This is a genomic window from Nakamurella endophytica (assembly GCF_014646215.1).
Taxonomy (GTDB): domain Bacteria; phylum Actinomycetota; class Actinomycetes; order Mycobacteriales; family Nakamurellaceae; genus Nakamurella; species Nakamurella endophytica.
On the sequence record NZ_BMNA01000002.1, the window covers coordinates 187,550 to 213,106 of the forward strand.

At 73.3% G+C, this 25,557-nt stretch carries 18 protein-coding genes and 1 pseudogene; 10 read left to right on the forward strand and 9 right to left on the reverse strand.

Going from position 1 to position 25,557, the window contains the following annotated elements; genetic code table 11:
* The first annotated feature begins 242 nt into the window (after positions 1-242).
* Entirely contained in the window at positions 243-1,211 is a 969-nt protein-coding gene (locus tag IEY37_RS04410; protein WP_188940320.1) for an ATP-grasp fold amidoligase family protein, read from the forward strand.
* Between the two features lie 202 nt (positions 1,212-1,413).
* Here IEY37_RS04410 and IEY37_RS04415 read toward each other — a convergent pair whose 3' ends face one another.
* The 4 genes from IEY37_RS04415 to IEY37_RS04430 form a co-directional block, all read right to left on the reverse strand.
* Complete coding sequence (locus IEY37_RS04415) at positions 1,414-1,809, reverse strand: hypothetical protein (protein WP_188940321.1); 396 nt, start codon at positions 1,807-1,809, stop codon at positions 1,414-1,416.
* A 34-nt stretch (positions 1,810-1,843) separates the two neighbouring features.
* Positions 1,844-2,749 (reverse strand): tyrosinase family protein, encoded by a 906-nt coding sequence (locus IEY37_RS04420; RefSeq protein ID WP_188940322.1) that lies wholly within the window; start codon positions 2,747-2,749, stop codon positions 1,844-1,846.
* A 74-nt stretch (positions 2,750-2,823) separates the two neighbouring features.
* Positions 2,824-3,594 carry a polyprenol monophosphomannose synthase gene (locus IEY37_RS04425; RefSeq protein ID WP_188940323.1) on the reverse strand — a complete coding sequence of 257 codons (771 nt, stop codon included), beginning with the start codon at positions 3,592-3,594 and terminating at the stop codon, positions 2,824-2,826.
* Between the two features lie 66 nt (positions 3,595-3,660).
* Positions 3,661-5,097: an NAD-dependent epimerase/dehydratase family protein gene (locus IEY37_RS04430; RefSeq protein ID WP_188940324.1), complete on the reverse strand. Its 1,437-nt coding sequence runs from the start codon at positions 5,095-5,097 to the stop codon at positions 3,661-3,663.
* A gap of 768 nt (positions 5,098-5,865) precedes the next feature.
* Between IEY37_RS04430 and IEY37_RS04435 the strand changes: the two genes are divergently transcribed.
* The 5 genes from IEY37_RS04435 (at position 5,866) to IEY37_RS04455 (ending at position 13,333) form a co-directional block, all read left to right on the forward strand.
* The gene (locus IEY37_RS04435) at positions 5,866-7,167 is read left to right on the forward strand and encodes an oligosaccharide flippase family protein (RefSeq protein ID WP_188940325.1); all 1,302 of its coding nucleotides are present in this window, start codon (positions 5,866-5,868) and stop codon (positions 7,165-7,167) included.
* Complete coding sequence (locus tag IEY37_RS04440) at positions 7,164-8,321, forward strand: glycosyltransferase (RefSeq protein WP_188940326.1); 1,158 nt, start codon at positions 7,164-7,166, stop codon at positions 8,319-8,321. Before IEY37_RS04435 ends, IEY37_RS04440 begins: the two co-directional genes overlap by 4 nt.
* On the forward strand, positions 8,308-9,516 hold the full coding sequence (locus IEY37_RS04445) for a glycosyltransferase (RefSeq protein WP_188940327.1): 1,209 nt from the start codon (positions 8,308-8,310) through the stop codon (positions 9,514-9,516). The genes IEY37_RS04440 and IEY37_RS04445 overlap by 14 nt, the downstream gene beginning before the upstream one ends.
* Positions 9,513-11,375, forward strand: a complete 1,863-nt coding sequence (locus IEY37_RS04450; protein ID WP_188940328.1) for a glycosyltransferase — start codon at positions 9,513-9,515, stop codon at positions 11,373-11,375. The genes IEY37_RS04445 and IEY37_RS04450 overlap by 4 nt, the downstream gene beginning before the upstream one ends.
* A 206-nt stretch (positions 11,376-11,581) precedes the next feature.
* Positions 11,582-13,333: an ArnT family glycosyltransferase gene (locus IEY37_RS04455; RefSeq protein WP_188940329.1), complete on the forward strand. Its 1,752-nt coding sequence runs from the start codon at positions 11,582-11,584 to the stop codon at positions 13,331-13,333.
* A gap of 87 nt (positions 13,334-13,420) precedes the next feature.
* On the opposite strand, the gene IEY37_RS04460 is transcribed toward IEY37_RS04455, so the two are convergent.
* Entirely contained in the window at positions 13,421-14,515 is a 1,095-nt protein-coding gene (locus tag IEY37_RS04460; protein ID WP_229673852.1) for a glycosyltransferase, read from the reverse strand.
* A 344-nt stretch (positions 14,516-14,859) separates the two neighbouring features.
* Between IEY37_RS04460 and IEY37_RS04465 the strand changes: the two genes are divergently transcribed.
* Both IEY37_RS04465 and IEY37_RS04470 read left to right on the forward strand, forming a co-directional pair.
* Positions 14,860-16,461, forward strand: a complete 1,602-nt coding sequence (locus IEY37_RS04465; protein WP_188940331.1) for a hypothetical protein — start codon at positions 14,860-14,862, stop codon at positions 16,459-16,461.
* A 299-nt stretch (positions 16,462-16,760) separates the two neighbouring features.
* Positions 16,761-18,131 carry a hypothetical protein gene (locus IEY37_RS04470; RefSeq protein ID WP_188940332.1) on the forward strand — a complete coding sequence of 457 codons (1,371 nt, stop codon included), beginning with the start codon at positions 16,761-16,763 and terminating at the stop codon, positions 18,129-18,131.
* Positions 18,132-18,269: 138 nt separating this feature from the next.
* Here IEY37_RS04470 and IEY37_RS04475 read toward each other — a convergent pair whose 3' ends face one another.
* Positions 18,270-18,911 carry a response regulator gene (locus tag IEY37_RS04475; protein WP_188940333.1) on the reverse strand — a complete coding sequence of 214 codons (642 nt, stop codon included), beginning with the start codon at positions 18,909-18,911 and terminating at the stop codon, positions 18,270-18,272.
* Between the two features lie 59 nt (positions 18,912-18,970).
* Positions 18,971-19,771 carry a sensor histidine kinase gene (locus tag IEY37_RS04480; protein ID WP_188940334.1) on the reverse strand — a complete coding sequence of 267 codons (801 nt, stop codon included), beginning with the start codon at positions 19,769-19,771 and terminating at the stop codon, positions 18,971-18,973.
* Positions 19,772-20,098: 327 nt separating this feature from the next.
* On the opposite strand from IEY37_RS04480, the pseudogene IEY37_RS22755 reads away from it, so the two are divergent.
* Positions 20,099-20,607 (forward strand): annotated as a pseudogene (locus tag IEY37_RS22755) (DUF1360 domain-containing protein).
* Here the strand turns inward: IEY37_RS22755 and IEY37_RS04490 are convergent.
* A complete protein-coding gene (locus IEY37_RS04490) occupies positions 20,540-21,085 on the reverse strand; it encodes a methyltransferase domain-containing protein (protein ID WP_188940335.1) in 546 nt (181 codons plus the stop codon). The pseudogene IEY37_RS22755 and the gene IEY37_RS04490 sit on opposite strands and share 68 nt — an antisense overlap.
* An 83-nt stretch (positions 21,086-21,168) precedes the next feature.
* On the reverse strand, positions 21,169-23,694 hold the full coding sequence (locus tag IEY37_RS04495; protein ID WP_268237968.1) for an HAD-IC family P-type ATPase: 2,526 nt from the start codon (positions 23,692-23,694) through the stop codon (positions 21,169-21,171).
* A gap of 167 nt (positions 23,695-23,861) precedes the next feature.
* Here IEY37_RS04495 and IEY37_RS04500 point away from each other — a divergent pair, with 167 nt between their 5' ends.
* Complete coding sequence (locus IEY37_RS04500) at positions 23,862-25,484, forward strand: amidohydrolase (RefSeq protein ID WP_188940336.1); 1,623 nt, start codon at positions 23,862-23,864, stop codon at positions 25,482-25,484.
* Positions 25,485-25,557 lie beyond the last annotated feature (73 nt).

The following is a 25,557-nucleotide window of genomic DNA, read 5'->3' on the forward strand; positions in this document are numbered from 1 at the left end:
GGCGGCGCTGGGCGGCTCCCGTCACGGATGGACCCCTTCTCGACATTCGGATGGCGGACGGTCGACGGTGTCCGTGCTGGTGCCCTGGTCCGTCCAGGCTACCCAGACGTTCGTTCGGTGATGGTGAACCGACTGTCGGTGAGCATCGGCCCGCGGCAGTGATCTGACCCACCCGGTGGGGGGAAATGTTCACCCGGCCCGGCCGAGATGTCCTGTTATTCTTTGTCTGTGAGGATCCCCCGATGACGGCCGGGCAGTTGGACCACCGGGTCCGGCAGCCGGAGCCGTCCGGTCATTTCCGCCGCGCCGGCACGCGCGTGGCAGCGGCGCTGGACGCCGTTCTGTGCGCCGCCATCCGGCCCGTCGCCGGCGCGTTCCCGGGGCTGGCCCGGGCGCACGACTCGGTGATCATCAAGCACCGGATGCGCCAGTCGCTGGGGTACCGTCCGGACCTGCGCAACCCGTCGACGTACAACGAGAAGCTGGGCTGGCGGATCCTGCACGGGGCGACCCCGTTGATCCGCCGGACGACCGACAAGGTCGCCGTCCGCGGCTATGTCGCCGAGAAGGGGCACGCGGACCTCCTGATCCCGTTGCTGGGGGTGTACGAGGACGTCCGGGAGATCGTCTGGGACGACCTGCCGGACAGCTTCGTGCTCAAGGCCAGTCACGGCTGCGAGATGAACATCATCGTCCGGGACAAGTCCGCGGTCGACCGGGACGCCGTCCTCGCCGAGGCCGGGAGCTGGTTGCGGCAGGACTACTACGAGAGCTCGCGGGAGTGGGCCTACCGCGGCATCCCGCGCCGGCTGCTGGTCGAGAAGCTGCTGCTGGGCGCGGACGGCAAGGTCCCCGCCGACTTCAAGTTCCTGGTCTTCCACGGCCGTACCGCCGCCGTCCGGGTGCACCTGGACCGGTTCGGGGACCACACCGTCACCTTCTTCGGCCGTGACCTCGAGCCGCTGCCGGTGCGCCAGCGGTACCCCGTGAACGTGGACTACGTCCCGCCCCCTGAGGTGGCCGGGATGGTCGACATCGCCGAGGGCCTGGCCGCCGACTTCGACTACGCCAGGGTGGACCTCTACCTGGTGGACGGCCGGGTCTGGTTCGGCGAGATCACCCACCACGACGGCAACGCCCAGGTGTGGTTCCAGCCGGTCGACTTCGACCGCCGGCTCGGCGAACTCTGGCACCAGGACCGCAGCCGCTAGGACTTCCCGAGGCAGGCGCGCCCGTCGCTTCTACCGGCCGGCAGCGCGGTCACGGCCCACCGGGCCTCTCGGATCGGTTGCGGGCACATCGCGGACGCCCGATGCTCTCGTCGGTGCGCACCGCCGGGTCCGCAGACGCCGGTAGCCGGTACCCGACAGGCACCGGCCACCTGGCATCGCGCCGGCCCCGCCGGCACGTCGGTCACAGCACGAACAGCTGCTGCCGCGCCGCGTCGATGACGTCCCGGATCAGCGTCGGGGTGTCCTCGTAGGCCGTGAAGGGCAGCAGGTGGGTGTGGAAGGACCGCGGGCCCATCTTCTCCACGTGCACCATCCGGTCGCCGACCATGGCCATGGCCATGCCGGTGGTGCCGGCCGGGTCGGTCACCTCGACACGGTGCCCCCGGTAGTCGAACGTGTGCCGCTGCGCGTCGCCCTTGCCGCCGCCGCCGGCGACCGCCGGGGCGGCGACGGCGGGTCCGGCGGCGGCCGGTGCCGGGGCCGTCGCACCGGCGCGACCCACGGCCAGGACCGCGGCGGCGGTCCCGGCGGCGCCGGCCACCGAACCCAGGATGATGCCGCGTCTGCTGACGGTCATCGAGATCTCTCCTCTGTCATGGGGACCGCGGGCGTCACAGGTAGTCGTAGCCCAGAGTCGTGGTGTCGTGCGGGTTCTGCACCTTCGCCGGCGTCCACGCCGACGACAGCAGGAACTTCATCGTGTCGCCCGAGCGCTGGCCGACCGGCCCGGTGGGGGAGATCGGCGCGTACGGCCGCAGCGTGGTGCCGCCACCCTGCTGCCAGCGGTACCAGATGCGGTCGACGTTGGCGTGGTGGATCCAGAACACCGGGTCGTTGAGCGAGGTGCCGACCATCATGTCGCCGCCGACCCACCGGTGGACCTGGTTGTGCAGGCGGGGTCCGGCGTTCCAGCCCTCGAGACGGCTGCGGAAGCTCGCCGTGCTCTGGCCGTACGGCGAGATGTCGTAGGTCTTGTAGGTGTTCAGATCGGTGATCTGCGACTGGTCGGGAAGCGTCGGCGACCCCGCGGAGTCCCGGCCCAGCCGGCGCACCAGCCCGGTCGTCGACCGGGTGACGTACGCCTTCTTGGTGTTGTCGTACAGCAGCGCGTGCCAGGAGGCGAAGGGCCCGTTGAGCACCCGGTCGCTCTGCGTCCTGTCCCCGTCGGTGCCGAACCAGCTCGAGGTCCACAACTTGGACTTGCGCGGGTCGCCACCGTTCAGCGCGGCCTCGTTCTCCCAGCGCCAGTACGGGATGCCGCCGATGGTCGGGTCGATCGCCAGCAGCGCCGACTCCATCTCCCACAACGCCGCACGGTGCCAGGCCAGGAACACCGGCCCGTTGTGCGCGGCGTTGCTCTGCGAGCCGGCCGGCGTCGGGGTCAGCATGGCGTCCATGTGCCGCTTGACGAAGGCGTCGTAGCTGCCGTTCGCCTTGAGCTTGTTGAACGCCGCCGTCAACTTCTGGACCTGTGTCGTCGACCAGGTCATGATGTCGACACGCTTGCGCAGTGCCACTCTCTCCAGCTCCTTCGGTGGTGTGCGGGCAGCAGCACGGGGGCGTCCGGACCGGACGCCCCCGTCCGCGCTTGCTACAGGTGGGCCAGGCGCAGTTGCACGAGCTGCCGGGCGAAGAGCAGACCCTGCTGCAGCGACGCCTTGCTCTCGCCGGCGAGCCGCTCCTCGAAGACGAACGGCACCTCCCGGACGGTGAGGTCGTGCTGCACGAGCAGCTCCAGCAGGATCTTGAAGCCCTGCGGGCGCAGTCGGCCGAGGTCCAGGGCCTTGCGGTCGACGCAGAAGAAGCCGGTCATCGGGTCCGAGCACTTGCGGCCCACCCGCAGCGGGAACAGCGCGCGCGCCGCCTTGGTCGAGCCGCCCGACACCCACCGGCGCCAGGTGCCGTCCAGCCCGCCGCGCTGCGGCAGTCCCTGGTAGCGGCTGGCGACGACCAGGTCGACACCGGGTTCGGCCACCATCTCGGCGAGCACCGGGACCAGCTCCGGCGGGTGCTGCAGGTCGCCGTCCATGACGACGACGTGCCGGCCCAGGGCCCGGTCCAGACCGACCGCGACGGCGCCGGACAGCCCGCCGATCCGGTCGGCGCCGCTGCGGTGGACCAGCCGGACCGGCAGCTTGGCGCGCGCTCCGGCCTCCCGGATGGCGTCCGGGGTGTCGTCGACGGAGTCGTCGACGAACAGGATCTCGACCGACAGGTCGCCGCACGCGTCGGTCAACCGGTCGATGAGGGGCGCCACGTTGTCCCGCTCGTTGAAGGTGGGGACCAGCACGGTGAGCTCGACGCTCATCGGCCGGTCGGCCAGGTACTCGGTGGGCTCGATGACCTCCGCGGAGATCGTCACGTCGCTCGCCTTCCGTTCGGGATCCGGTACGTCTGGTGGAGTGCCGGCCGCAGTGCCGCCACGGTGTCAGGAAGCCATCGCCGCAGCGGACGGCCTGGTGGACAGGGCGTCGGGGATGCGGTCGGCGCGGCGGCGGGTGAGCTCCTGCCGGACGGTCCCGACGACCGTGCGGTCGTCCGGGCCGAACAGGGTGTGCGGGAGCCGCTCCACCAGCGCCACGTGCCGGCGCAGCAGGTCCGTGGGCAGGCTGCGCACGGAACTGGACAGCACCGACCAGGACGCCGAGTCCAGCGCGTCGCGCAGGACGTCGGGGTCGGCGTCGGCGGCGGCCAGCCGGGCCACCGCGTCGATGAACGGCTGGGGTCCGTTGTCCTGCACCGCCGGCACCGGGCACACGTCCACGTCGGGACAGTGCTCGGCGTCGGTGGTCATGGCGGCCTCCCACGCGTTGAACAGCGGGCTGCGGTCGCCGGAGGTCCGGGGGTCGTACAGGCCGGGGTAGGGACGCCGCTCGTAGCCGGCCTCGAAACCGCAGAGGTAGATGGCGGTCGGCGATCCGGTCTCGGCGAGAAGCCCCACCGCGAGGTCCATCAAGGAGATCGGCCAGCCGAGATCCCTGATCGCGGCGAGCCTCTGGTGGCCGCGCACGGCCTCCAGACCGACGGCGACCAGCAGCTGCGCCGCCTCCAGCGCGGACTGCAGGTAGAACGAGACGTCCGGGGAGTGCAGCCGCACGGGCATCCGGTCCCTGGCCCAGCCGGTCAGCCGGCGGCAGATGATCGAGTTGTCGACGACGTGGGTGAACCGCGCCGCGCCGGTGACGACCTGGCCGCTGCGTGCCGCGCTCGCCAGCAGCCACTCCGCCAGCTTCTTGGACGCCGCGTAGACGTCGTTGCTGTACGGCCGCATGGCCTTGCCGGTGGAGGCGTGCACCAGCGGGACGCCGTACCGGCGGCAGGCGTCCAGGACGTTGGCGGTGCCGGTCACGTTGGTCGACAGCGTCCGGGCCACCTCGCGCTCCGCCAGCGACGGGTCGTGCTGGGCGGCCAGGTGGTAGACGAGCTGCGGGCGGAGCTCGCGGACGACGGCCGCCACGGCCTCGCGGTCCCGGACGTCCACGCTGCGGTACTCGACGCCGGCGACCCGACGGGCCGGCGCGCTGACTCCGCGGCTGAGGCTGACCAGGCGTTCCGGACGCCACTGCTGCAACTGCTCGAGCAGCGCGGAGCCGATGCATCCGGTGCCGCCGGTGACCAGCACGGTCCGGCCACGGTGCGCGGCCAGCGACCGCCGCGGGTCGACGGTGATGGCCCTGTCCCGCAGATCGCGGAAGCGCCGGTACTCCGCGCGCCCGGCGTCGGCCCGGTGCCGGATCAGCGCCTGGGTCGGGCCCATGAGCGCGGTGATGTCCGCAGCGCTCAGGTGCGGGCGGCCCGGCGGCACGGCCGCGGTCAGTGCCTGGACCAGCTCGTCCTGACCGTCGGTCGTGCCGGCCGGCTCCATGGACGTGTGTCCGGACGTGTCGTCACCGTCCTCTCCTCGTTCGGCTGGGTCAGGGCAGTACTGCACCGGCGTGCGCTGCCCGAGAGGGCAGTCGCCGCCGAACGCTTCGATGCTGGACGGTGCCGTCGCCGCGCCACGACCGGCAAGCACCGTCGCGCACACCGGATTGCGATGCGCTGCAAGGTGTCTCGTCGGGGATACGCGCGTCGAACGTCATCGGCCGTCACTGCTGGCTCACGCTCGGACAGCGGCCCCCGCACCCGTCCGTCGACTATGGAAGCACATCGCGGGACCGGCGAATGTTAAGAGCTCGTTACACAAAGGCGAACTATCGCTCTCTCGGGGGGTCCGGCAGCTTTCTCACCTGCACGGACCCTCGGCTCGTCACCGACGGTGAGCTGTTTCGGTCCGACCGTGTGAGACTCCTCTCCCGCGTTCAACTCGCATGCGGCTTGCATTTTCGCTTCGTGACCGGCTCAATAAGGAGGTTCATGCTCACGACACGTGTGTGTCCGGACGATGCGGTCGCATGAACCTGCCATCCCGCGCCCTGGTGCGGGTCTCGTCCGGGTCGGGGAAACGCGGTCCGAGCAGGCATTCTCGCCCGTCCGTGTCTTCAGGAGGTTGTGTGCGGCCGACTGCCGTTCCCGGGACCACCCCGGCGTGCCGACCGACCGCACCGCTGCGGGGGTGTCGATCCTGATGTCCGCATCCCCGGCCGCGGCGACAGCCCCGACGACCGCACCGGGGTCGACTCTGTCGTCCCGGATGGCGACGACCGCCATCGGCAACGCGGTCGTGCCGCTCGCCTCGCTGGTCACCATGCCGATCCTGAGCTACGGGTTGGGCGTGGACGGGCGGGGACAGGTCGCCGCCGCCTCCGGGCCGCTGCTGCTCGCCACCACCGCCGCCACCTTCGGCGTCCCCGAGGCCGTCACCTATCTCGTGGCGCGGACGCCGGCGTCGGTCCGGGTGGCGCTGCGGCACGGCGCCCTGATGCTCGTCCTCGCCGGCCTCGCCGGGACCGCCGCCTGCGCCGCCGTCGCCGGGGTGCTCAGCGACGGCGACCCGGTCGTCGGCAAGCTGATCGTGCTGGCCGCCCTGGCCCTGGCCCCCACGCTGCTGGTGCTGGTGCTGCGCGCGTCGGCCGCCGGTCTGCACCGGTGGCGGCTGGTGGCCGCCGAGCAGGTGGTGTCCGCGTTCGTCCGGCTGGTCGGGATCGGCGGGCTGGCCGTGGCCGGACACCTGACACCGTTGACGGCCACCGTGGTCATCGCGGCGGCTCCGGTGCTGGGCGGGCTGGCGTACCTGCCGCTGCGCCGGCACACGTCGGCGGCCGTGGCGCAGGGCCCGGTGCCGGTGGCGCCGCGGGCCATCCTCGGCTTCGGCTCGCGCATCTGGCTCGGGTCGCTCTCCGGCGTGCTGCTCTCCCGGCTGGACCAGGCGATCATGACGCCGCTGTCCGGCACCTACCAGCTCGGCCTGTACGCGGTGGCCGTGAGCATCAGCGACGTCGCCCTGGTGGTGAACAGCGCCATGCGGGACGTCACGTTCGCCTCGGACGCCGCGCAGCGGGACGACTCGCGGCTCACCGCGTCCGCCCGCATCTCGTTCTTCCTGTCGCTGCTCATCGGGCTGGCGCTGGCGGCCGCGTTGCCGTGGGGCATGCCGCTGCTGTTCGGTCCCGGCTTCGCGGCAGCCGTGCCCGCCGGGTTCATCCTCCTGGCGGCCGTCGTGCTGATCACCCCTGGGTCCATCGCCGGCGCCGGGCTCAGCGCCCGGGGCCGGCCGGGTCTGCGCAGCACCTCGCTGTTCGTGGCCTGCGTCATCAACGTCGTCGCCCTCTTCGTGCTCGTGCCACCGCTGGGCGCGGTCGGCGCCGCGCTGGCCACCCTGGTGGGCAACATGGTGTCCGGGTGGCTGAACATCCTGTTCCTGCACCGGGTCGGCGGCACCCCGATCCGCCACTTCTGGGGACTGCGCCGCTCGGACCTGCGCATCATCGGCGACAAGGCCGGTGCCGTGCTGTCCCGGGTGCACCGCACCCCCGACCGGCAGGTGGCCCCGTGAGCGCGCGGGACGGGCGGCCGGCCAAGGTGGTGGTCTGGCGCGACTACTGGCTGGCGCCGTCGGAGACCTTCATCCGGGACCAGGTGGCGTCGCTGCAGCGCTGGCAGCCGGTGACTGTCGGGCGCCGGCAGTTCTCGCGCACCCTGGTCACCGCCGACCACGCGCCCTACGGCGACTCGCTGGCCGGCCGCGTGCTGAGCCTGCTGCCGCCCGCACCGCAGGTGTCCCGCGGCTACCGGGACGTGTTCGCCGACCCCGAGGTCGCGGTCGTGCACGCCCACTTCGGTCCGGACGGTGTCCGGGCGCTGCGGCACGCGCGGCGCGCCGGCAAGCCGCTGCTGGTCACCTTCCACGGCATGGACGTGACGGCGCTGCCGAACCGCCGCTGGGCCGGCCGGCGCTACCGCCGCCAGCTGACCGCCCTCTTCGCCGGCGCGCACACCCTGATCGCGGTGTCCGAGTTCATCGCCGGGCAGCTGGAGGCGCTGGGCGCCCCGCGCGAGAAGATCGCGGTGCACTACATCGGGACCGACGTCCCGGCGGCCCGTCAGGCCGCGGCGGAACGCCGCGGCATCCTGTTCGTCGGCCGCCTGGTGGAGAAGAAGGGCGTCGCCGACCTGTTCCGGGCGGTCGCCGACCTTCCCGGCGAGCTGGCCCGGACACCGGTCACCGTCGTCGGGTACGGGCCGCTGCGGGCGCAGCTCGAGCAGCGTGCCGCGGAGACCGGCGTGGACGCCCGGTTCCTCGGCCGGCGGTCCTCCGCGGAGATCTCCGACCTGCTCGCCCAGCACGCGGTGTTCTGCGCGCCGTCCCGCCGCGCCGCGGACGGCGACAGCGAGGGCTTCGGCATGGTCTTCCTCGAGGCGGCCGCGGCCGAGCTGCCCGTCGCGTCGTACCGGCACGGCGGGATCGGCGAGGCCGTCGTCGACGGCACCACCGGCCTGCTCGCCGACGAGGGCGACGTCGCCGGCCTGTCCGCCGCGCTGCGAACGCTGCTCACCGACCCGGACCTGGCGCGCCGGCTGGGCCGCGCGGGTCGCGAGCGCGTCGTGGCGGAGTTCGACGTGCGGGAGCGGACCGCCGAGCTGGAGAAGCTGTACGACGCCGCTGCCGCCCAGTCGCTGGTGGAGGTGGGGGACCGTGCCGGAGCCTGACCGCACCCCGGGCGGCTCGCCGGACGCCGCCGTCCTGGCCTGGCGCGACTACTGGCTCGCGCCGTCGGAGACGTTCATCCGCGACCAGGTCACCGGGCTGACCCGGTGGCGCCCGGTCCTCGTCGGCCGGCGCACCTTCGACAAGCCCTTGGTGACACCGGACTACGCGCCCTGGACCGACCGCTGGTCGCACCGCGTGGCGAGCCGGCTGCCGTCGCCGCCGGGAGTCCGCCGCCGGTACCGCCGGCTGTTCGGCGACCCCGCGGTGGAGGTGGTGCACGCGCACTTCGGCACCGACGGCGTGTCGGCACTGCCCTGGGCGGACGCCGCCGGCAAGCCGCTGGTGGTCAGCTTCTACGGCATGGACGTGACCTCGATGGCCGTCCGCCGGGACGCCGCGGCCGTGCGGTACCGCCGCGCCCTGCCCCGCCTGTTCGACCGGGCCCACACCCTGCTCACGGTGTCCGACTTCCTCGCCGGGCGGTTGGTGGACCTCGGCGCGCCGCAGTACAAGATCCGCATGCAGTACCCGGGGACGGTCGTCGGCGAGCCGGCGCCGGACGGCGAGCGCTCCGGCGTGGTGTTCGTCGGCCGCTTCGTCGACAAGAAGGGCGTGCCGGACCTGCTCGCCGCCGTTGCGATGCTCCCGGAACCGCTGCGGTCGGTGCCGGTGACGCTCGTCGGGTACGGCCCGCTCGAGGACGAGCTGCGGCGGACGGCGCAGCGGCTCGGCCTGGACGCCACCTTCACCGGCCGGCTGCCGTCGCCGCGGATCGCCGAGGTGCTCCGCCGGAACCTGGTGTTCTGCGGGCCCTCCCGGGTCGCCCCGGACGGCGACGCGGAGGGCCTGGGCATGGTGTTCGTCGAGGCGGCGCTGGCCGGCCTGCCGGTGGTGTCCTACCGGCACGGCGGCGTGCCCGAGGCGGTGGCCGACGGGCGGACCGGCCTGCTGGCCCCCGAGGGCGACGTCGCGGCGCTGTCGCGGCACCTCGGTGCGCTGCTCGCCGACCCCGACGCCGCCCGCGCGATGGGCCGCGCCGGCCGGGCCCGCGCGGTGGCCACCTTCGAGCTCGGCGACCGCACCCGCGTACTCGAGGACCTCTACGACGAGGTGGCCGGGCGGCCGCGACCGGACGGTCGCGGCGGCCGGACGACCACCGCGACCCTGCCGCACGCGGGGGAGCGGACAGCATGACCGACACGACACGCACCGTTCAGCGCAGCCTGGTGGCCGAACGCAACAGAGGAGAGGCCAGTCCCATGGCAGGTGTCCGGATCGACGACGAACAGCCCACCGCGGACGACGCGGCGGTCCAGGAGCGGCACGCGGGTGCCGAGACGCTGGACGCCGTCCGGGCGCTCGCCGAGCGGGCGGCGGCGCCGGTGCGCGAGCGCATCGGCGTCCCCGCGCAACGGCGGCGCGGCGAGGTGCGGACGACGACCTCGGCCGAGGAGACCATGGCGGCCGTGGCCGAGATGGCCGCGACCGTCCCCGAGCAGCGCCCGGGTAGCGGCTCCGCGATCCCGGAGCTGTTCCCGGAGGCGGGCAAGAAGTCGCTGTCGGTGCTCATCGTGACGTCCGAGGCGCCGCCGGTGGTCAGCGGCATCTCCAAGACCGTCGCCATGCTGCTGCGCGGGCTCACCGAGCAGGGCCACCGGGTCGACGTCGTCAGCCGGCAGGACTACCCGCGCTTCATGCGGGGCGAGTTCCGGCTCTCCGCGTTCGCCTTCTACTGGCCGGCGCTGCGCCGGCGGCTCGCCTCGTACGACGTCGTCAACCTGCACGGTCCGGTGCCGACGATCAGCGAGGTCTTCCTGCTGCTGACCAGGACCGTCCGCAAGCTCAACCGGCCGGCACTGATCTACACGCACCACAGCGACCTGGCCATCTCCAAGTTCGAGCGGATCTGCGGCGTGTACAACCGGCTGGTCGGCCAGCTGGCGCAGTCCGCCGACGCCGTGGTGGTCAGCAGCAACGCCTACCTCGGCCGGATGTGGCGGTCGAGCCGGAAGCCGGTCTCGGTGATCCCCTGGGCCATCGAGTCGGAGCCGGAGGCCGCCGACCGGCCGACCCGCACCGGCGGCGCACTCAAGGTGCTGTTCGTCGGCCAGCTGCGCAGCTACAAGGGGCTGCACGTGCTCCTGGACGCCGTCCGCGGGCTCACCGACGTCGAGGTGACGATCGTCGGGAACGGGCCGCTGCGCGGCGAGGTCGAGGCCCGCGTCGCCCGTCCCGACCTGCAGAACGTCACGCTCGCCGGGCGGCTGTCCGACGACGAGCTGTGGCAGGCGTACCGCACCCACGACGTGGTGGTGCTGCCGAGCACCACCACCGCCGAGGCCTACGGCCTGGTGCTGGCCGAGGGCATGGCGGCCGGCTGCGTGCCCGTCGCCTCGGCGCTGCCCGGTGTCCGGGAGTTGGCGAGCGAGACCGGGTTCGCCGTGCCGCCCGGCAACGCCGGTGCGCTGCGCCGGGTTTTCGAACGGCTCGCCCGCAATCCCGAACTGGTGGAACGACTCTCCGCCGCATCGCTGGCCCGGTCCCGCGAGCTGTCGGTGGAGGCCATGGCGGGCCAGTACGCCGAGGTGTTCCGCACCGCGCTCGACCTGAGCGACAACGACCGGGTCGAGGAGGCCCTGCCCGACGGCTGGGACTCCGCCGACGAGCTGCTCGACGTCGTCCGCGAGGCGACCGGCGTGCGCCGCGCCAGCCTGTCGCTGGTTCCCCGGGGCACCACCGAACCGTGGGCACAGGTCTGGCCGGGCGACGGCAAGCCGTCGTTCCGGGCGCTGGCCCCGGTGGCCGCCGAGGTCGCCACTACGCTGCGGCCGACCTTGATCGCGCCGGGCGTCCGGCCGGAGCCGCGGATCGCCGAGCTGCTGCACGACGCCCAGCTCACCTCCGCGCTGCTGCTGCCGGTCCGGTCGAGCCGGCACGGCGTCGCGGTGCTCGCGCTGTCCACCACCGACGACGACGCCGTCGTGCTCGGCCGCACCGAGCTGAACCTGGTGCTGCGCCTGGTGGTCCTGCGCGGCGCCCGCCAGTCCGCCTGACCGCTCGCCGGTCACCACGGGCGCCCGCCCGTCGCAGTGCCCCAGGGCCCCCAGTGCCCGCGAGTACCCGGCCGTGCCGCGGCACGCCGTCCACCGACACCAGTCTTCCGGGGTCCGTCCCTGCGCGAAGGAGCACCATACCCGTGACAACGACTGCCACGAGACCCGTACCGGCCGGACAGGGCCCGTCGGGGAGGAGACCCGACATGATGCGGTGGCTGGACCGGCACCCCGGCGCGCTGTTCGCCGGACTCGGCACACTGGTCTCGATCCTGTTCCTGATCAAGCTGTGGGTGTCCCCGGACTTCCTGACCGACGAGGCGCTCTACGCGCAGATCGGCCGGAACGTCTGGAACACCGACGCGCTGTCGTTCCGCACCAGCGCGTTCATCGTCCACCCGCCGCTGGACTTCCTGCTGACCGCCGGCTGGGAGCGGGTGACCGGCACGACGTCGTCGCCGCTGCTGGACGCCATCCGGAGCGTGCGGGTGCTCAGCGCCCTGCTGTGCGGGGTCACCGCCGCCGTCACCGCGGCCATCGCGCGCGACGTGCTGGTCGGCCGGAGCGACCGGGTCCGCACCGTGGGCGCCGTGGTGGCGGCGCTGCTGGTGGCCACCAGCGGATTCATGATGGCCTTCGGCCGGATGGCGCTCATCGAGCCGCTGGCGGTCGCCGCCGGGACCACGATCGTGCTCGTCGCCCACCGCATGCGGCACCGGCCGATGGCGCAGCAGATCGTCGTGCTCGGCCTGCTGATCGGGACCGGCACGCTGGTCAAGCAGACGGTGCTGTTCGCCGCGGCGGCACCGTTCGTCGCCGCCCTGTTGCAGCGGGACCGCCGGCGGATCGTCGTCGGGGCCGGCTCGATCCTCGTGGGCGCGGCGGTGTGGGCGTGCTTCCCGCTCTGGGCCGCGATCAACGGGCACGGCGGCCAGTTCGTCGACCAGGAGACCGAGAGCGTGCAGCGGCTGCTCGGCCTGGTGCAGACCACCGGCGTGAACCTGCCGACCGGGTCGCCGACCACGCAGTTCACCCGCACGTTCCTGCTCTACTCCAGCGGTTACGCGAGCTTCCTGGTCGGCGGCCTGGCGCTGTTGGTGGTGCTGATCCGCAGCGGGCTGTTCAGCCGCACCCGCAGACCGGACGACCACAGCGCCCTGCTGCTCGGCTGGGGCGTGCTGGGTTACGGGTTCCTGCTCTACTCGTTCGCCTTCGGCGCCGGCAACCAGCAGCTGGTGGTCTACGCGGTGCCGGTGGCCGCCGTGCTCTGCGTGGCGCTGCTGCTCGGTGGTCGCCCGGTCGACGACCTGACGGGGCTCCCGGCGCGGGATCTGCTGCCGGAGCAGTGGGTCCGCACCGGCCCGGTCCGCGGGCGCCCGCTCCGCCGGCTCACCACGGTGTCGGCGGTCGTCGCCGGCGTCCTGCTGCTGCTCGGCCTGGGTACGTACGTGGGCTACTACGTCGTCGACTCCGACGACGGGACGGAGCAGGTCGCCGCCTACGTGCAGGCGAACGTCGCCCCGTGCGTTCCGATCAACGCCTCGGGGGCCGGCTTCCGCTGGGAGACGGCCCTGCCGCAGAACACCGTCACGAACTATCGCAACGGACCCCGGGCGCTGGCCGACGGAGTGCACCTGTACCTGCTGTCGCCCAAGGACGCGCGGTACGCCTACGGCACGATGAGCGAGGGCTTCGCCACCTGGATCCGGGAGAACGGCCAGTTGCTGTACCAGACGCCCAGCCGGTCCTCGGAGCTGCTCCAGCTGTGGTCGGTCGGCCCCGTGCCGACGGCGCCGGCCCCCGGCAGTTCCTGCCTGCCGACCTACCCCGCGCCGTCCGCCACCGCGCCGGCCGGGGAGTTCCTCGGCATGTTCCTGGCGACGCTGGGCGTCGTCGGCGCGGTCGGCTCGGCGTTCATCGTCCGGTCCAACCGGCGTCGGGTGTCCCGGGTCGGCTGACGCCGGGCTCCGACCCGTCCCGCCTCCGGGCGCGGACCGCACCCGCGGTCCGCGCCCGGAGGCGTATCGGGGGCCAGGGCCGAGCGGTCAGTGCCCGGTGCCTGCGAGGCGCTCGCACTCGGCGAGCAGCAGGCGGGCGCGCCCTGCCCAGTCCATCGCCGCGGCGGCAGCGGCGCCGTCGCCGCTCGGGGCCCTGTCGAGGCCGTCGACCAGCCGGGCCGGCGCGTCGGCCGGGTCGGTGTAGCCCTGCACGTCCGAGAGTCCCAGCGCCGTCATGGGCGCGGTGGCGCGGGCGACGACGGTCAGCCCGGCGGCCAGGTACTCGTAGAGCTTCATCGGGCTGCGGCCGCTGTTGGTGACGTCGTCGTTCAACGGCAGCAGTCCGACCCGGTGCGCGGCCAGGACCGCCGGCACCTCGGCGTAGTCGACCGGACCGTGCAGCCGGACGTTGGCCGGCAGGTGCGGTACCGCGGACACCAGCGGCCCGTACAGGTCGACCGGCTGGTCCGGGACGGCGCAGGCCATCGCCACCACGGCGTCCCAGTCGAACCGGCGGTCGAGCGCGCCGACGTACACCGCGCCGCGCCGCTGCTCGAAGGGGCGTCCCACCGACGCGAAATGCGCCGTCTCGACGCCGTTCTCGACCACCGCATAGCGCTGCTCCGGAAAGCGCTCGGCCAGTGCCCGGGCGACAACGCCGGACGTGGCGACGACGCCGGCGACGCGCGGGACCAGGCGGTCCTCGGCTCTCCGGGCGAGGTCGGCGGCATTGATGTCGGTCGGCCGGTAGACGACGGTGTTCGCGCCGACCACCGGGACCAGGAAATCGAACAATGGCTGGTCCACCAGCAACAGATCCGGTCGATGGAATCCGGCCTTGTGCAGCATTCGGCGCAGGATCGTCGTGGAGCCGAGCGTCAACGGTCGCCGCAGCGGGTCCGGGATCAACGGGAACACGCTCCACGGCACCGCGTAGCGCACCCCGTCGATCACCTGCCAGCGCAGCGGCACCGCCATGCGCAGCCGCCGCCGCACTTCTGCGTCGCGCAGCATCGCCACGTGTGCGAGCGAGATGGGGTTGCTGATGTGGACGACGTCGTGACCGGCGGCAGCCATTTCCCGGGCCAACTGGTGGCTGCCGATCCGGAAAACGCTGGAACGCCCGGTGTGGCTCAGGAACACGATGCGCAATGGACAACCCCGATCGTGGCCGGTGGGCACCGCGCCGTGCGCCGTCGGTGCTGCGGTCACCACCGACCCTAGTGCAGCCGGTGACCGCCGGACGTACCGGAGCGGTGACGGCCGGGTCGGACGCGTCCCCGGTGTCGAGGCTCTGACGCGTCGGCTGAGCGGGCGAACCAACCCGCCCACCCGGCACTTAGTGGCCGTGACCACACGAGCAGCCTAGTGCAGATGCACTATTGCATAACGGAGCGAATGCAGCATTGTGACGGATCGTAGCGAGTAGCTACCGTCTGTACTCGACGGCCCGACCGACGGCCGACCGCTCCCGAGGAGACCCGATCATGATGTCGCACCGTCCCGTCCGTCCGGGCCGCCGTCCCGTCCTCCGCCTGCTCGGCTCGGTGGGGGTGGCAGCGGCGCTCGCCCTCGGCGTCGTCACCGTCACGCCCGCGCTGGCCGACACCGCGGATTCCTCCGGCCCGGCATTGGGAACGCTGGTCACCTCGCCCGTGCACGCGGCCGAGGAAACGGCTGCAGGAATCGATGCGGGAATGCTCGAACTGAGCTGGCGCAGCTATGAACCCCAACCCGGGGTTTTCGACGCCAATTACGAGAAGATGATGTTGAGCCGGTACAACGCCCTGCGGAACGCCGGCATGCACGTCACCCTCGGACTGGGCCTGCACTTCACCCCGGACTGGGTACGCAACCAGCCCAACGGCCGCTTCGTCGATCAGAACGGCAAGGTCTCCGCGGAGGCCAACCTGGTCTTCAACAACAATCTGCGGACGCTGGCCGAGGCCTATTTCGCCCGGATCAACGGCGCCTTCGGCCTGTCCAACTTCTCGGCGATCCGGCTCACCTCCGGCGGCCTGTCGGAGGTGCTCTACCCGGCGGGCGGGACGTACTGGGCCTTCGACGCCAACGCGCAGAACGGCGCGGGCCTGCCGTCCTCGATGCCGAAGAACCCGTTCCCGGGCTGGAAGCCGGGTACCGCGGGCCTGACCGCCGCGCAGATGACCAGCTGGGTCAACTGGTACGTCGGGGCGCTGGCGGACACCGTGCGGTGGCAGGCCAAGTCGCTGCAGGCCCTGGGCTTCACGGGCAAGCTGCAGGTGTTGACGCCCGGCGTCGGCGTCTATGCCCGCAAGGTCGCCACCTGGGTGTCCGGCAACCTGCCCAACGGCGTGCTGGGCGTCGGTGCCGCGTGGTCGATCCTGTACCAGAACCTGGTCGGCATCCCGAACGTCGTCGCCTACATCTCGTCGGTCGCCGACGGTTCGAACAGCAACGTCGGTTGCAGCACAACGGATTCCAGCGTGCCGCTCAACGACGCGGCGACCGTGTGGTGGTCCTCGACCCGGTGGATCAGCCGCATCGCGGACGAGTACGGATTCGGCAAGGCCGGCGAGAACCCGGGCCAGCCCGCCGTCACCAACATCGGCGGCACCGCCAACTACCTCGACGGGTCGTCCAGCGGCCTGATGGCCACCACGATGTCGCTCGCCCGGTCGTGCCACCTGTCCACCGTCTACTGGGCCCACGACGACGCCTTCTGGAACGGTTCCATCCCGCTGAGCCGGTTCGCCGCGTACGCCGGCACCCCTGCGGCCACTCCCGGCCAGGTGACCGTGCCCGGCGGCCCGACGACCACCTCGGTCATGGCCACCAGCTCGTCGATCGGTGCCACCAGCGGCACGGCCACCACCGGCAGCACCAGCGGCTCGGGCACCGCAGCGCCGGCGACGGCGACCACCAGCCGCACGTCGACCGCCGCGCCGTCGACCTCGGCGACCACCGCACCGGCCACCACCGCACCGGCCACCACCGCGCCGGCTGCGAGCGGCTCCGCCACCACCACCGTCACCGTCACGGCCACGACCGCGCCGACGACGACCACCGGGTCGGGCACCACCAGCTCCACCGTCGTCTGCAAGCCCTGAGGCCGACGCCGGCATCCGGACGGGGAAAGTCCACCCGTTCGGATGCCGGTACTGGTCTGGACCCCTGCTCGGGTGTCGTACTCAGCATCACCAGCACGATCCGTGACCACGCAAGTCATTCGCTGACGCACGGTAGCCGTTACGATCGCAGAGCGTGCACAGCGCGTACGCGGCGTAGAGATCACACCGGTACTTGAACGGTTCCGTTTCCGGATCCGGTCGGTCATGATGATTCCGAAGAACAGCGCCGCTGAGTTTCTTCATCCTGTCGGGGACCAAAAAGTGTCGAGGAGTATCTGGTGTCACCACTCGTCCGCGTGAAGACCCTCGCCCGGTTGCCGTGGCGTCGTGCCGACCGCGTCACCGTGCCGGTCGGCGGTGCCGAGGCCTCCGCCGGCCGGGCACCGTCCGCCGGGCGGGGCGCCCGCTGGCGGAACCAGGGAGTGGCGGTCGCGGTCGCGGCGGTGGCCGCCGTCGCGCTGGTGCCGGCGACACCGGCCGCCGCCGCGCCCGCCATGTTCCTGGGCACGCTGGGCACGTCCGCCAAGTACGCCTCCACCGAGTCCGCGGCCGGCGTCAAGGTCGCCATGCTGGAGCTGAACTGGTCCAAGTACGAACCACGGCCGGGAGTGTTCGACACCCAGTACGAGAAGATCATGCGCAGCAAGCTGACCTCGCTGCAGGCCGCGGGGATGCGCGTCACGCTCGGACTCGGGCTGCACTACACGCCGTCGTGGATCTTCTCGGTGCCGAACTCGCGGTTCGTCGACCAGTACGGCCGCCAGTCCAAGGAGGCCAACCTGGTCTTCAACCAGCAGGTGCGCGGCTACGCCAACCTCTACCTGGCGCGGATCGGCAAGGCACTGCACTACTCGTCGTTCTGGGCGGTGCGGGTGACCTCCGGCAGCCGCAGCGAGGTCATGTACCCGTCCGGCGGCCAGTACTGGGCGTTCGACCGGATCGCGCTCACCGGTGTCGGCCTGCCGTCGACGCTGGCGCGGAACCCGTTCCCGTCCTGGCGTCCGGGACGTGCCGGGCTCAGCCGCGCGCAGGTGAACCAGTGGGCCGAGTGGTACGTCGGCGCCCTGGCCGACGCCGCCAACTGGCAGGCGGGGACGGTGCGGCACAACGGCTTCCGCGGGTACTTCCAGATCGTCACGCCCGGGGTCGGTGTGCAGCCCAAGCCCCTCGCTGCGCTGGTCGCCAGGAACCTGCCGAACGGCACGCTGGGCGTGGGTGCCGCGTGGGAGGTGCTGTACCGCAAGCTGAGCCGGATGCCCAACCGGGTCGCGATGATCTCCTCCGTCGGTGACGGCTCGCACGGCAACGTCGGGTGCACCGCGACGGACCGCTCCGTGCCGCTGGACTCGACCGCCACCTACCAGTGGTCCTCGACCCGGTGGATCAGCCGGGTGGCCGACCAGTACGGCTTCCTCAAGGCCGGCGAGAACCCCGGCATGCCGGGCTCCGTCGCAGGTCTGGCGCTGTACCGGAGCACGGCGTCGACCGGACTGATGGCGGTGGCCGTGAAGCTGTCCCGGTCGTGCGGCTTCCAGGGCCTGTACTGGGCGCACGACGACAACTTCTGGAACGGCAACGTCTCGTTCAGCCGCTACGCCGCGAACACCACCCCGTCCGCCGTGCTGCCGGCCGCGGCACCGCGGGTCTGACCCCGGCGCTGTCCGGACGCAGGCCCCCTCCCGGCCGGGAGGGGGCCTGCGGTCGTCCGCCCGTGCCCTGACTGTGCCGGTGCCCGGTGCCGGGTCCTTCGAGGCCGGCTCGCCCGTGCCGTGAGGGACGTGGAGGGATCAGCCGCGGTCCCGCCGGCCGAGCAGATCGGCGCGGTCGGCGATCGCGACGGCCTCCAGCCGGCTGTGCGCACCCAGCTTGGTCAGCACGGATTGGATGTGGTTGCGGGCGGTCGCCTGCGAGACCACCAGCGTCCGAGCCAGTTCCGCGGTTCCCATGCCGGACGCCAGCAGCTGCAACACCTCCCGCTCGCGAGGGGTGAGGGTGCGGCCCGGTGGCACCTCGTCGCGCTGCGCCCGCGGCACGAGCCGGCGCAGGTCGTCCGGTGAGATCACCGCCTCACCGCGGGCGGCAGCCCGGACCGCCTGCACCAGCGCCGTCGCCGGGCGGCCCTTGGGCACGAAGCCCGTGGCGCCCGCCTCGATCGCCTGGAGCAGCACGTCGTCCTCGTCCAGCCCGCTCATCACCAGCACGCGGGTCCGCGGCGCCGCTGCCAGCAGCTGCCCGATCGCGTCGGTCCCGCGGCCGTCCGGCAGCCGCTGGTCGAGCAGGACGACGTCCGGGTGATGGGCCGTGACCGCCTCCACCGCCTCGCGTCTCGACGCCGCGGTGGCGACCACCGCGATGTCCCCGCTGGTCTGCAGGGTCACCGCGACGGCATCGGCGACGAGCCGGTGGTCGTCGACGATCACGACGGTCACCGGGGCGCCGGCGGATCCGGGACCGCGGGTGCCGGCGCGACCGCGAGCGGGGCGCCCGGTCACCGGTCGACCCGTCCGTTCGACGGCGCCGGCAGCACAAGGGTCACCGTGGTCCCGCCGCCACCGGAGGACCAGTCGAGCCGGCCGCCGAGCTCGCGCGCCCGGGCCTGCATGGCGGGCAGGCCGACGTGGCCGGCGCGCAGGGGGTCGGCCGGAATTCCGGGACCGTCGTCGTCCACGCAGATCCGGACCGTCCGCGGACCCGGCACCACCCGGACGGCGAGCCGGGACGGTGCGGCGTGCTTGCGGGCGTTGACCACCGCCTCCCGGACGACCAGGTACACGGTGTCCCGGGTGTGCGGCTCCAGCTCCAGCGTCCCGAGCCGGGCGTCGACGCAGACGTCGGTGTCCGTTCCGGCGAACACCGCTGCGGTCCACTGCCGGACGGCGGCGGCGAGATCCAGGTCCGGCCCGGGAAGCGCCGCGGCGACGGTGATCCGCCGCAGCATCTCGACGGCGTCCTGGAGCACGCCGGCCAGCTCCTGCAGCCTCCCACGCAGCGCTGGTGACCCGCTGTCCGCCGCCAGTCCGTCGAGCTGCAGGACGGCGACCGACAGCAGCTGCAGGGGTCCGTCGTGCACCGCCTCGGACAACCGGCGGCGCTCGTCCTGCTCCGCCCGGTCCAGTCGCGTCAGCAGCGCCCGGAACTCCTCGGACGACGGTCCCGCCGCAGCGGGCGCAGGATCGGGGACAGCCGCCACGGTCGGGGGCGGCACCGGCGGCACGGACGGCACGGGCGGCACGGCGCCAGGCGCCACGTCGGCGGTCACGCCCGGTCGGACCGGCTGCTCACCGGTCATGCCGCCGGGGCTGCCGTCGCAGCACCGGTCGGACGTCGGCACGTCACCACAGACCTCCACCAGATCGGGTCCAGGCGGAAGCGGTCCGGCGGCTGTGTGGCGTCGTTGCGACAGCGCCAAGGTCTTCCAGCACCGGTAGGGAACGAGGTCATCGTACTGGACGTGTCCTGGCCATCACGCTGTGCATTCGGCGGAACACACGGTCGGAGGGTCCCCGTCCCGGCGAGCGGGTTGGCCGGGGCGCCGCCGGGTACTGCCGCGCTCAGCGAGGCTCTGCCGGCAGAGAGGTGTCCCGTGACCGCAGCACCGCAGCAGTCCGCCCGGCCCATCGCCGCCGCGCTCGCCGCCGCTCACCGGGAGCGCCACCGGTACACGCACGGCGAGGAGCGGCCGTTGGGTTCGTTCCTGGCCAACATGGGCGCCTACGGCGCGGGGGTGACGGGGCTGTCCGTCCTCGTGCGCCGGAGCGGCCGGTCGCTGCCCGAGCGGGTGCCGCTGGCCGACCTGGCGCTGATGACCACTGCGACGCACAAGCTCTCGCGCCTGATCGCCAAGGATCCGGACACCTCGCCGCTCGGGCGCCCTTCACCACGTTCGAGGGCACCAGCGGCGAGGCCGAACTGGCGGACTCGGTGCGCGGCACGGGATTCCGCAAGGCGGTCGGGGAGTGGATCACCTGCCCGTCCTGCCTCGCCCGATGGGTGGCCACCGGTTTCGCGTTCGGACTGGTGCTGGCTCCCCGGCCCACCCGGTGGACCGCGGCCGTGTTCACCACGGTCTTCGGGTCGGACGTGCTGCAGCTGGCGTACGCCAAGCTCCAGGACGCGGCGACCTGACCGCCGACCGGGCCGGCTCGGCCAGCCGTCCGGCTCGGTCGGCTCCGTCGGCCCGGTCCGCCCGCTCCGGCCCGGTCAGCCGGCGTCGGGCACGCCGGCCAGCAGGTAGGCGCGCGGCACCGCCTCGGACCGTTCCGATGCCGCCCAGCGCGCCGTCGGGGAGCTGCAGCGCCGTCATCGACCCGACGTCGAACCGCAGCCCCGGATGGCCGGCCCGCGCCTGCGCGACCATCCCGGGGGAGAGGTCGATGCCGCGGGCGTCCAGGCCCAGGCCGGCCAGGTGCGCGGTGACGTGGCCCGGTCCGCAGCCGACGTCCGCGACCGCCAGCACCCCGGTGGCCCGCACCAGTTCGGCGAAGGCCTGGAGCAGGGCGCGATCCACGGGGTTGCCGGCCAGCTCGTCGCCGAACCGGGCGGCGTACTCCGGTGCGACCCGGTCGTAGGACGTCCGGACACGGTCCAGGTCGCGTTCGCCCACGCCGGCGACGGTCACCGGCGGCACCGACGGTGCCGGACCGGATGCCGGTCCTCCGCGCGGCCGATCCTCCCGGGCGCCGGAGCTCAGGAGGTGGCCGCCTTCATCCCCGGGGTGGTGCGGTAGACGACCTCGATGGCGACCGCCCCCGCGGCACCGACCAGCAGCGACTGCCACAGCAGCGCCGGGGTGAACGCGAAGTCGAAGAAGTCGCGCCCGGCCGGCACCAGGAAAACCAGCACCGTCACGCCGATCAGACCGAACACCAGCCCGGCCTTCCACGCCCGCAGCGGACGCGCCAGCACCACCAGGATCCAGAAGAACGTGATCAACAGCGCCACCGTCGCCGCGGTGGACGGGTGCCAGCAGATCTGCTTCGCCGATGCCAGCTCGGCGGCCGGTCCCTTGCAGCCACCGGCCGCCTCCCACGCCAGCAGCGCCGGCTCCTTCTTGGCCACCAGGTACGAGACGAGCACGACGAGTCCGGCGATCACTCCGGCCGGCACGGCGAACCGCAGCACCCGCCGCAGGAAACCGGGCAGGTAGCGGCGCTTGTTCGGCCCGAGGGCCAGGAAGAACGACGGGATGCCGATCGTCACCGCGGACACCAGGGTCAGGTGGCGGGGCAAGAACGGGAACGGCAGCGCGGCGACCGCGGCCGACACGATGGCGATCAGGCTCATCACGTTCTTGGCGACGAACAGGTTGGCCACCCGCTCGACGTTGCCGATCACCCGCCGGCCCTCGGCCAGCACCGACGGCAGGTGCGAGAACCGGCCGTCGAGCAGCACCAGCTGCGCGACCGCCTTGGTGGCCTGCGCGCCGTTGTTCATCGCCACGCCGATGTCGGCGTCCTTGAGGGCCAGCGCGTCGTTGACGCCGTCGCCGGTCATCGCCGCCACGTGCCCGTTCATCTTCAGCGCGTTGACCAGCGCCCGCTTCTGCTCCGGCGACACCCGCCCGAACACCGTGGTGCGCTCGACGATGTCCCGGAGTTCCTCCGGCGTCGAGCCGATGGTCCGGGCGTCCACGGCGCCCTCCGGGCCGACCTCGAGCCCGACCCGGCGGGCGATCGCCGCCACCGTCGTCGGGTTGTCCCCTGAGATGATCTTGATGGCGACGCCCTGGGCGGCGAAGAAGTCCAGGGTCTCCTTGGCGTCCGGGCGCACCTGCTCGGACAGCACCACCAGGGCCCGCGGGACGATGCCGCCCGGCAGGTCCTGGCCGTGCAGCGCCTGGTCGGTGTTGGCCAGCAGCAGTACCCGGCGGCCCGTGCCGGCGAGCTCGCCCACCCGGTGCCGGATCTCCTCGGCACCGTCCTCGTGGCCGCGGACCAGCACGTCCGGAGCCCCCATCACCCACGTGCCGCGGGCGCCGGCGAACGTCGCGGCGCTCCACTTGCGCGCGGAGTTGAAGGCCACGGTGTGCCGGCGCTCCCAGTCCTGCGGGGCCGGGATCGCGTCGGCCACCGCCTTGAGCGTCCCGTTGGCGTTGGCGTCGTCGGCCAGCGCGCCGAGCGCCTCCCGCAGGTCCTGCTCGTCGTACACGTCCAGCGGCAGCAGGTCCTCGAACACGATGTCGCCGACGGTGAGGGTGCCCGTCTTGTCCAGGCAGACCACGTCGACCCGGGCCAGTCCCTCCACCGCGGGCAGTTCCTGCACCAGCACCTGCTGCCGGGTCAGCTGCACGGCCGCCAGCAGGAAGGCGACCGAGGTGAGCAGCACCAGGCCCTCCGGGACCAGCCCGACCAGCCCGCCGGTGGACCGGATGACCACCTCGCGCCAGCCCTGGTCGCCGATCGCGCGGTACTGCGACCAGATCTGCAGCGGCAGGGCGATGACGATGACCCAGGTGATGTACTTCAGCAGCCGGTTGACCGAGTCCTGGATCTCCGAGCGGGTCCGGGTGAAGCGGCGGGCCTCGGCGGCGATGCGGTTGGCGTAGGCGTCGGCGCCGACGGCGGCGGCGGTGAAGCGCCCCGTGCCGGCCACCACGCTGGTGCCCGACCGCACCTCGTCGCCGGGTGCCTTGGGGATCGAGTCCGACTCGCCGGTCAGGTTCGACTCGTTCAGCTCGAGACCGGAGGCCGAGGTCAGCCGCCCGTCGGCCGGCACCTGGTCGCCGGTGCGCAGCTCGATCAGGTCGTCCTGCACCACGTCGGCGGTCGGGATCTCAACGGTGCGGCCGTCCCGGACGACGCGGATGGTGGGCGCGTGGAGCAGTGCCAGCCGGTCCAGCTTCCGCTTGGCCAGGTACTCCTGCACGATGCCGATCCCGGAGTTGACGATCAGCACGATCCCGAAGACACCGTCCGCGAACGACCCGGTGATCAGGATCAGCACGAACAGCGCGCCCAGGATGGCGTTGAACCGGGTGAAGACGTTGGCCCGGACGATCTGCCAGACGCTGCGGCTGAGCCCGGCGTCCGTGGCGTTCGTGCGGCCCTGCGCGATCCGTTCGGCCACCTCGGCGGCGGTCAGCCCGCGCTCGGCGACGAGGTCGGGTGCGGCGGGCACCGCAAGGTCGGCGGTGCCGGGGACGGGGGTGGCGACGGCGCGGTCGGGTGCGCCGGCGGCGGCCCGACCCGCCGGGGCGGCGGAGGGAGTCGTCACGGCGTTCACTGTCGCAGATCCGGGGGCCCCGGACGGGGCGGTTCGCCGGTATCCCTCGCCGGACGGTGCCCGGTCCGCGTCGCGACGACCGCCGCACGGCCGTCCGGCGACCGCCGCTGCGGCCGTCCCCCGTCCGGTCCCGGAGGGGCAGGGGGTTGACTGGCGGGATGGGTGTTCTGCTGCTGCACAACGGCCGCGTCCACACCGCCGCCGACCCGGAGGCGACGGCGCTGGCGGTGACCGACGGGTTGATCAGCTGGATCGGCGGCGAGCACGGCCTGGCCGCGGTCGGTCCGGTGGAGCGGACGGTGGACCTGCAGGGCGCGCTGGTGGTGCCGGGGTTCGTCGACGCGCACGTGCACAGCACCGATGCCGGGCTGGCGCTGACCGGTCTGGATCTGTCCGGCGCCCGGTCGCTCGAGCACTGCCTGCAGTTGCTGGCCGAGCACGCCGCCGCCCGGCCGGACGGGGTGCTGTGGGGGCACGGCTGGGACGAGACCTCCTGGCCCGGCGGCCGGCTCCCGCTGCGGTCGGAGATCGACGCGGCGGTCGGCGACCGGCCCGCGTACGTCACCCGGGTCGACGTGCACTCGGCGGCGGTCAGCACGGCGCTGGTGCGGACGGCGGGCGCCGAGCTGGCGGGCGCGGCGGGGTACGAAGCGGAGCGGCCGTTGACCCGGGACGCGCACCACCGGGTCCGCGCGGCCGCCAAGCGGCTGCTCGGTCCGGCGCAGCGGGATGCCGCCCAGCAGGCCTTCCTGGCGGCGGCCGCCGCGCAGGGCATCTGCGAGGTCCACGAGTGCGCGTCGTCCGACGCGGCCGGTCGCGACGATCTGGCGGCGCTGCTGCGCCGCGCCGCGCCGGTCCGGGTCCGCGGGTACCTGGCCGCGCTGGTCGGCGACCCCGTCGAGGCCGCCGAGCTGCTGGCCGCCACGGGCGCCCACGCGCTGGGCGGCGACCTGTCCGTCGACGGTGCGATCGGCTCGCACACCGCGGCGCTGCACGAGCCGTACCGGGACGACCCGTCGACCGGCGTGCGCTACCTGTCGGACGACGAGATCCTCTCGCACCTGGTGGCCTGCGCGACGGCGGGTGTGCAGCCCGGCTTCCACGCCATCGGCGACGACGCGGTCTCGGCGGTCGGCCTGGGGTTGCGGCGGGCCGCCGAGCGGTTGGGCGGCACCGTCCACCTCGCCGCGGTCACCCCGCGGGTGGAGCATGCCGAGATGGCCGACGCCGAGACTGTCGCCGCCTTCGCCGCGACCGGTGCCGTGGCGTCGGTGCAGCCGTTGTTCGACCGCGAGTGGGGCGGGCCGGGCGGCATGTACGAGCGCCGGCTCGGCCCTCGTGCGCCGGGGATGAACCCGTTCGCCGCCCTCGCCGCCGCCGGCGTCGTGCTGGCGCTCGGCTCCGACGCACCCGTCACGCCCGCGGACCCGTGGGCCGCCGTCGCGGCGGCCGTGCACCACCGGACGCCGGGATCGGGATTGTCCCCGCGGGCCGCGCTGGTGGCGCACACCCGCGGCGGTCACCGCGCCGCCGGTCGGGTCGACCGCGACGCCGGCACCGTGTCGGTCGGTGCGCCCGCCGACCTGGCGGTGGTCGAGGCCGGGCCGCTGCAGCGGCCGGTCGCCGACCCGTCCGTCGCCCGCTGGTCCACCGATCCACGGTCGCGGGTGCCGCTGCTGCCGGACCTGTCCCCGGACGCGCCGCGGCCCCGGCCGCTGGCCACGGTGCGCGACGGCGTCGTGGTGCACGATCCGGAAGGCCTGTTCGCCGCCGCGCGCTGACCGCGGCTGCCGGGATCCCGGTCGCCCGTGCCGGTCGTGGCGCGTCCAGCGGGGTCCCGACCGTCGACGACCG

Bases quoted from the DNA above. Each gene is read 5' to 3' on its own strand.
- IEY37_RS04410 (WP_188940320.1), top strand. From the start codon at position 243: ATGACGGCCGGGCAGTTGGACCACCGGGTCCGGCAGCCGGAGCCGTCC.
- IEY37_RS04415 (WP_188940321.1), bottom strand. From the start codon at position 1,809: ATGACCGTCAGCAGACGCGGCATCATCCTGGGTTCGGTGGCCGGCGCC.
- IEY37_RS04430 (WP_188940324.1), bottom strand. From the start codon at position 5,097: ATGGAGCCGGCCGGCACGACCGACGGTCAGGACGAGCTGGTCCAGGCA.
- IEY37_RS04435 (WP_188940325.1), top strand. From the start codon at position 5,866: ATGGCGACGACCGCCATCGGCAACGCGGTCGTGCCGCTCGCCTCGCTG.
- IEY37_RS04450 (WP_188940328.1), top strand. From the start codon at position 9,513: ATGACCGACACGACACGCACCGTTCAGCGCAGCCTGGTGGCCGAACGC.
- IEY37_RS04455 (WP_188940329.1), top strand. From the start codon at position 11,582: ATGATGCGGTGGCTGGACCGGCACCCCGGCGCGCTGTTCGCCGGACTC.
- IEY37_RS04465 (WP_188940331.1), top strand. From the start codon at position 14,860: ATGATGTCGCACCGTCCCGTCCGTCCGGGCCGCCGTCCCGTCCTCCGC.
- IEY37_RS04480 (WP_188940334.1), bottom strand. From the start codon at position 19,771: ATGACCGGTGAGCAGCCGGTCCGACCGGGCGTGACCGCCGACGTGGCG.
- IEY37_RS04500 (WP_188940336.1), top strand. From the start codon at position 23,862: ATGGGTGTTCTGCTGCTGCACAACGGCCGCGTCCACACCGCCGCCGAC.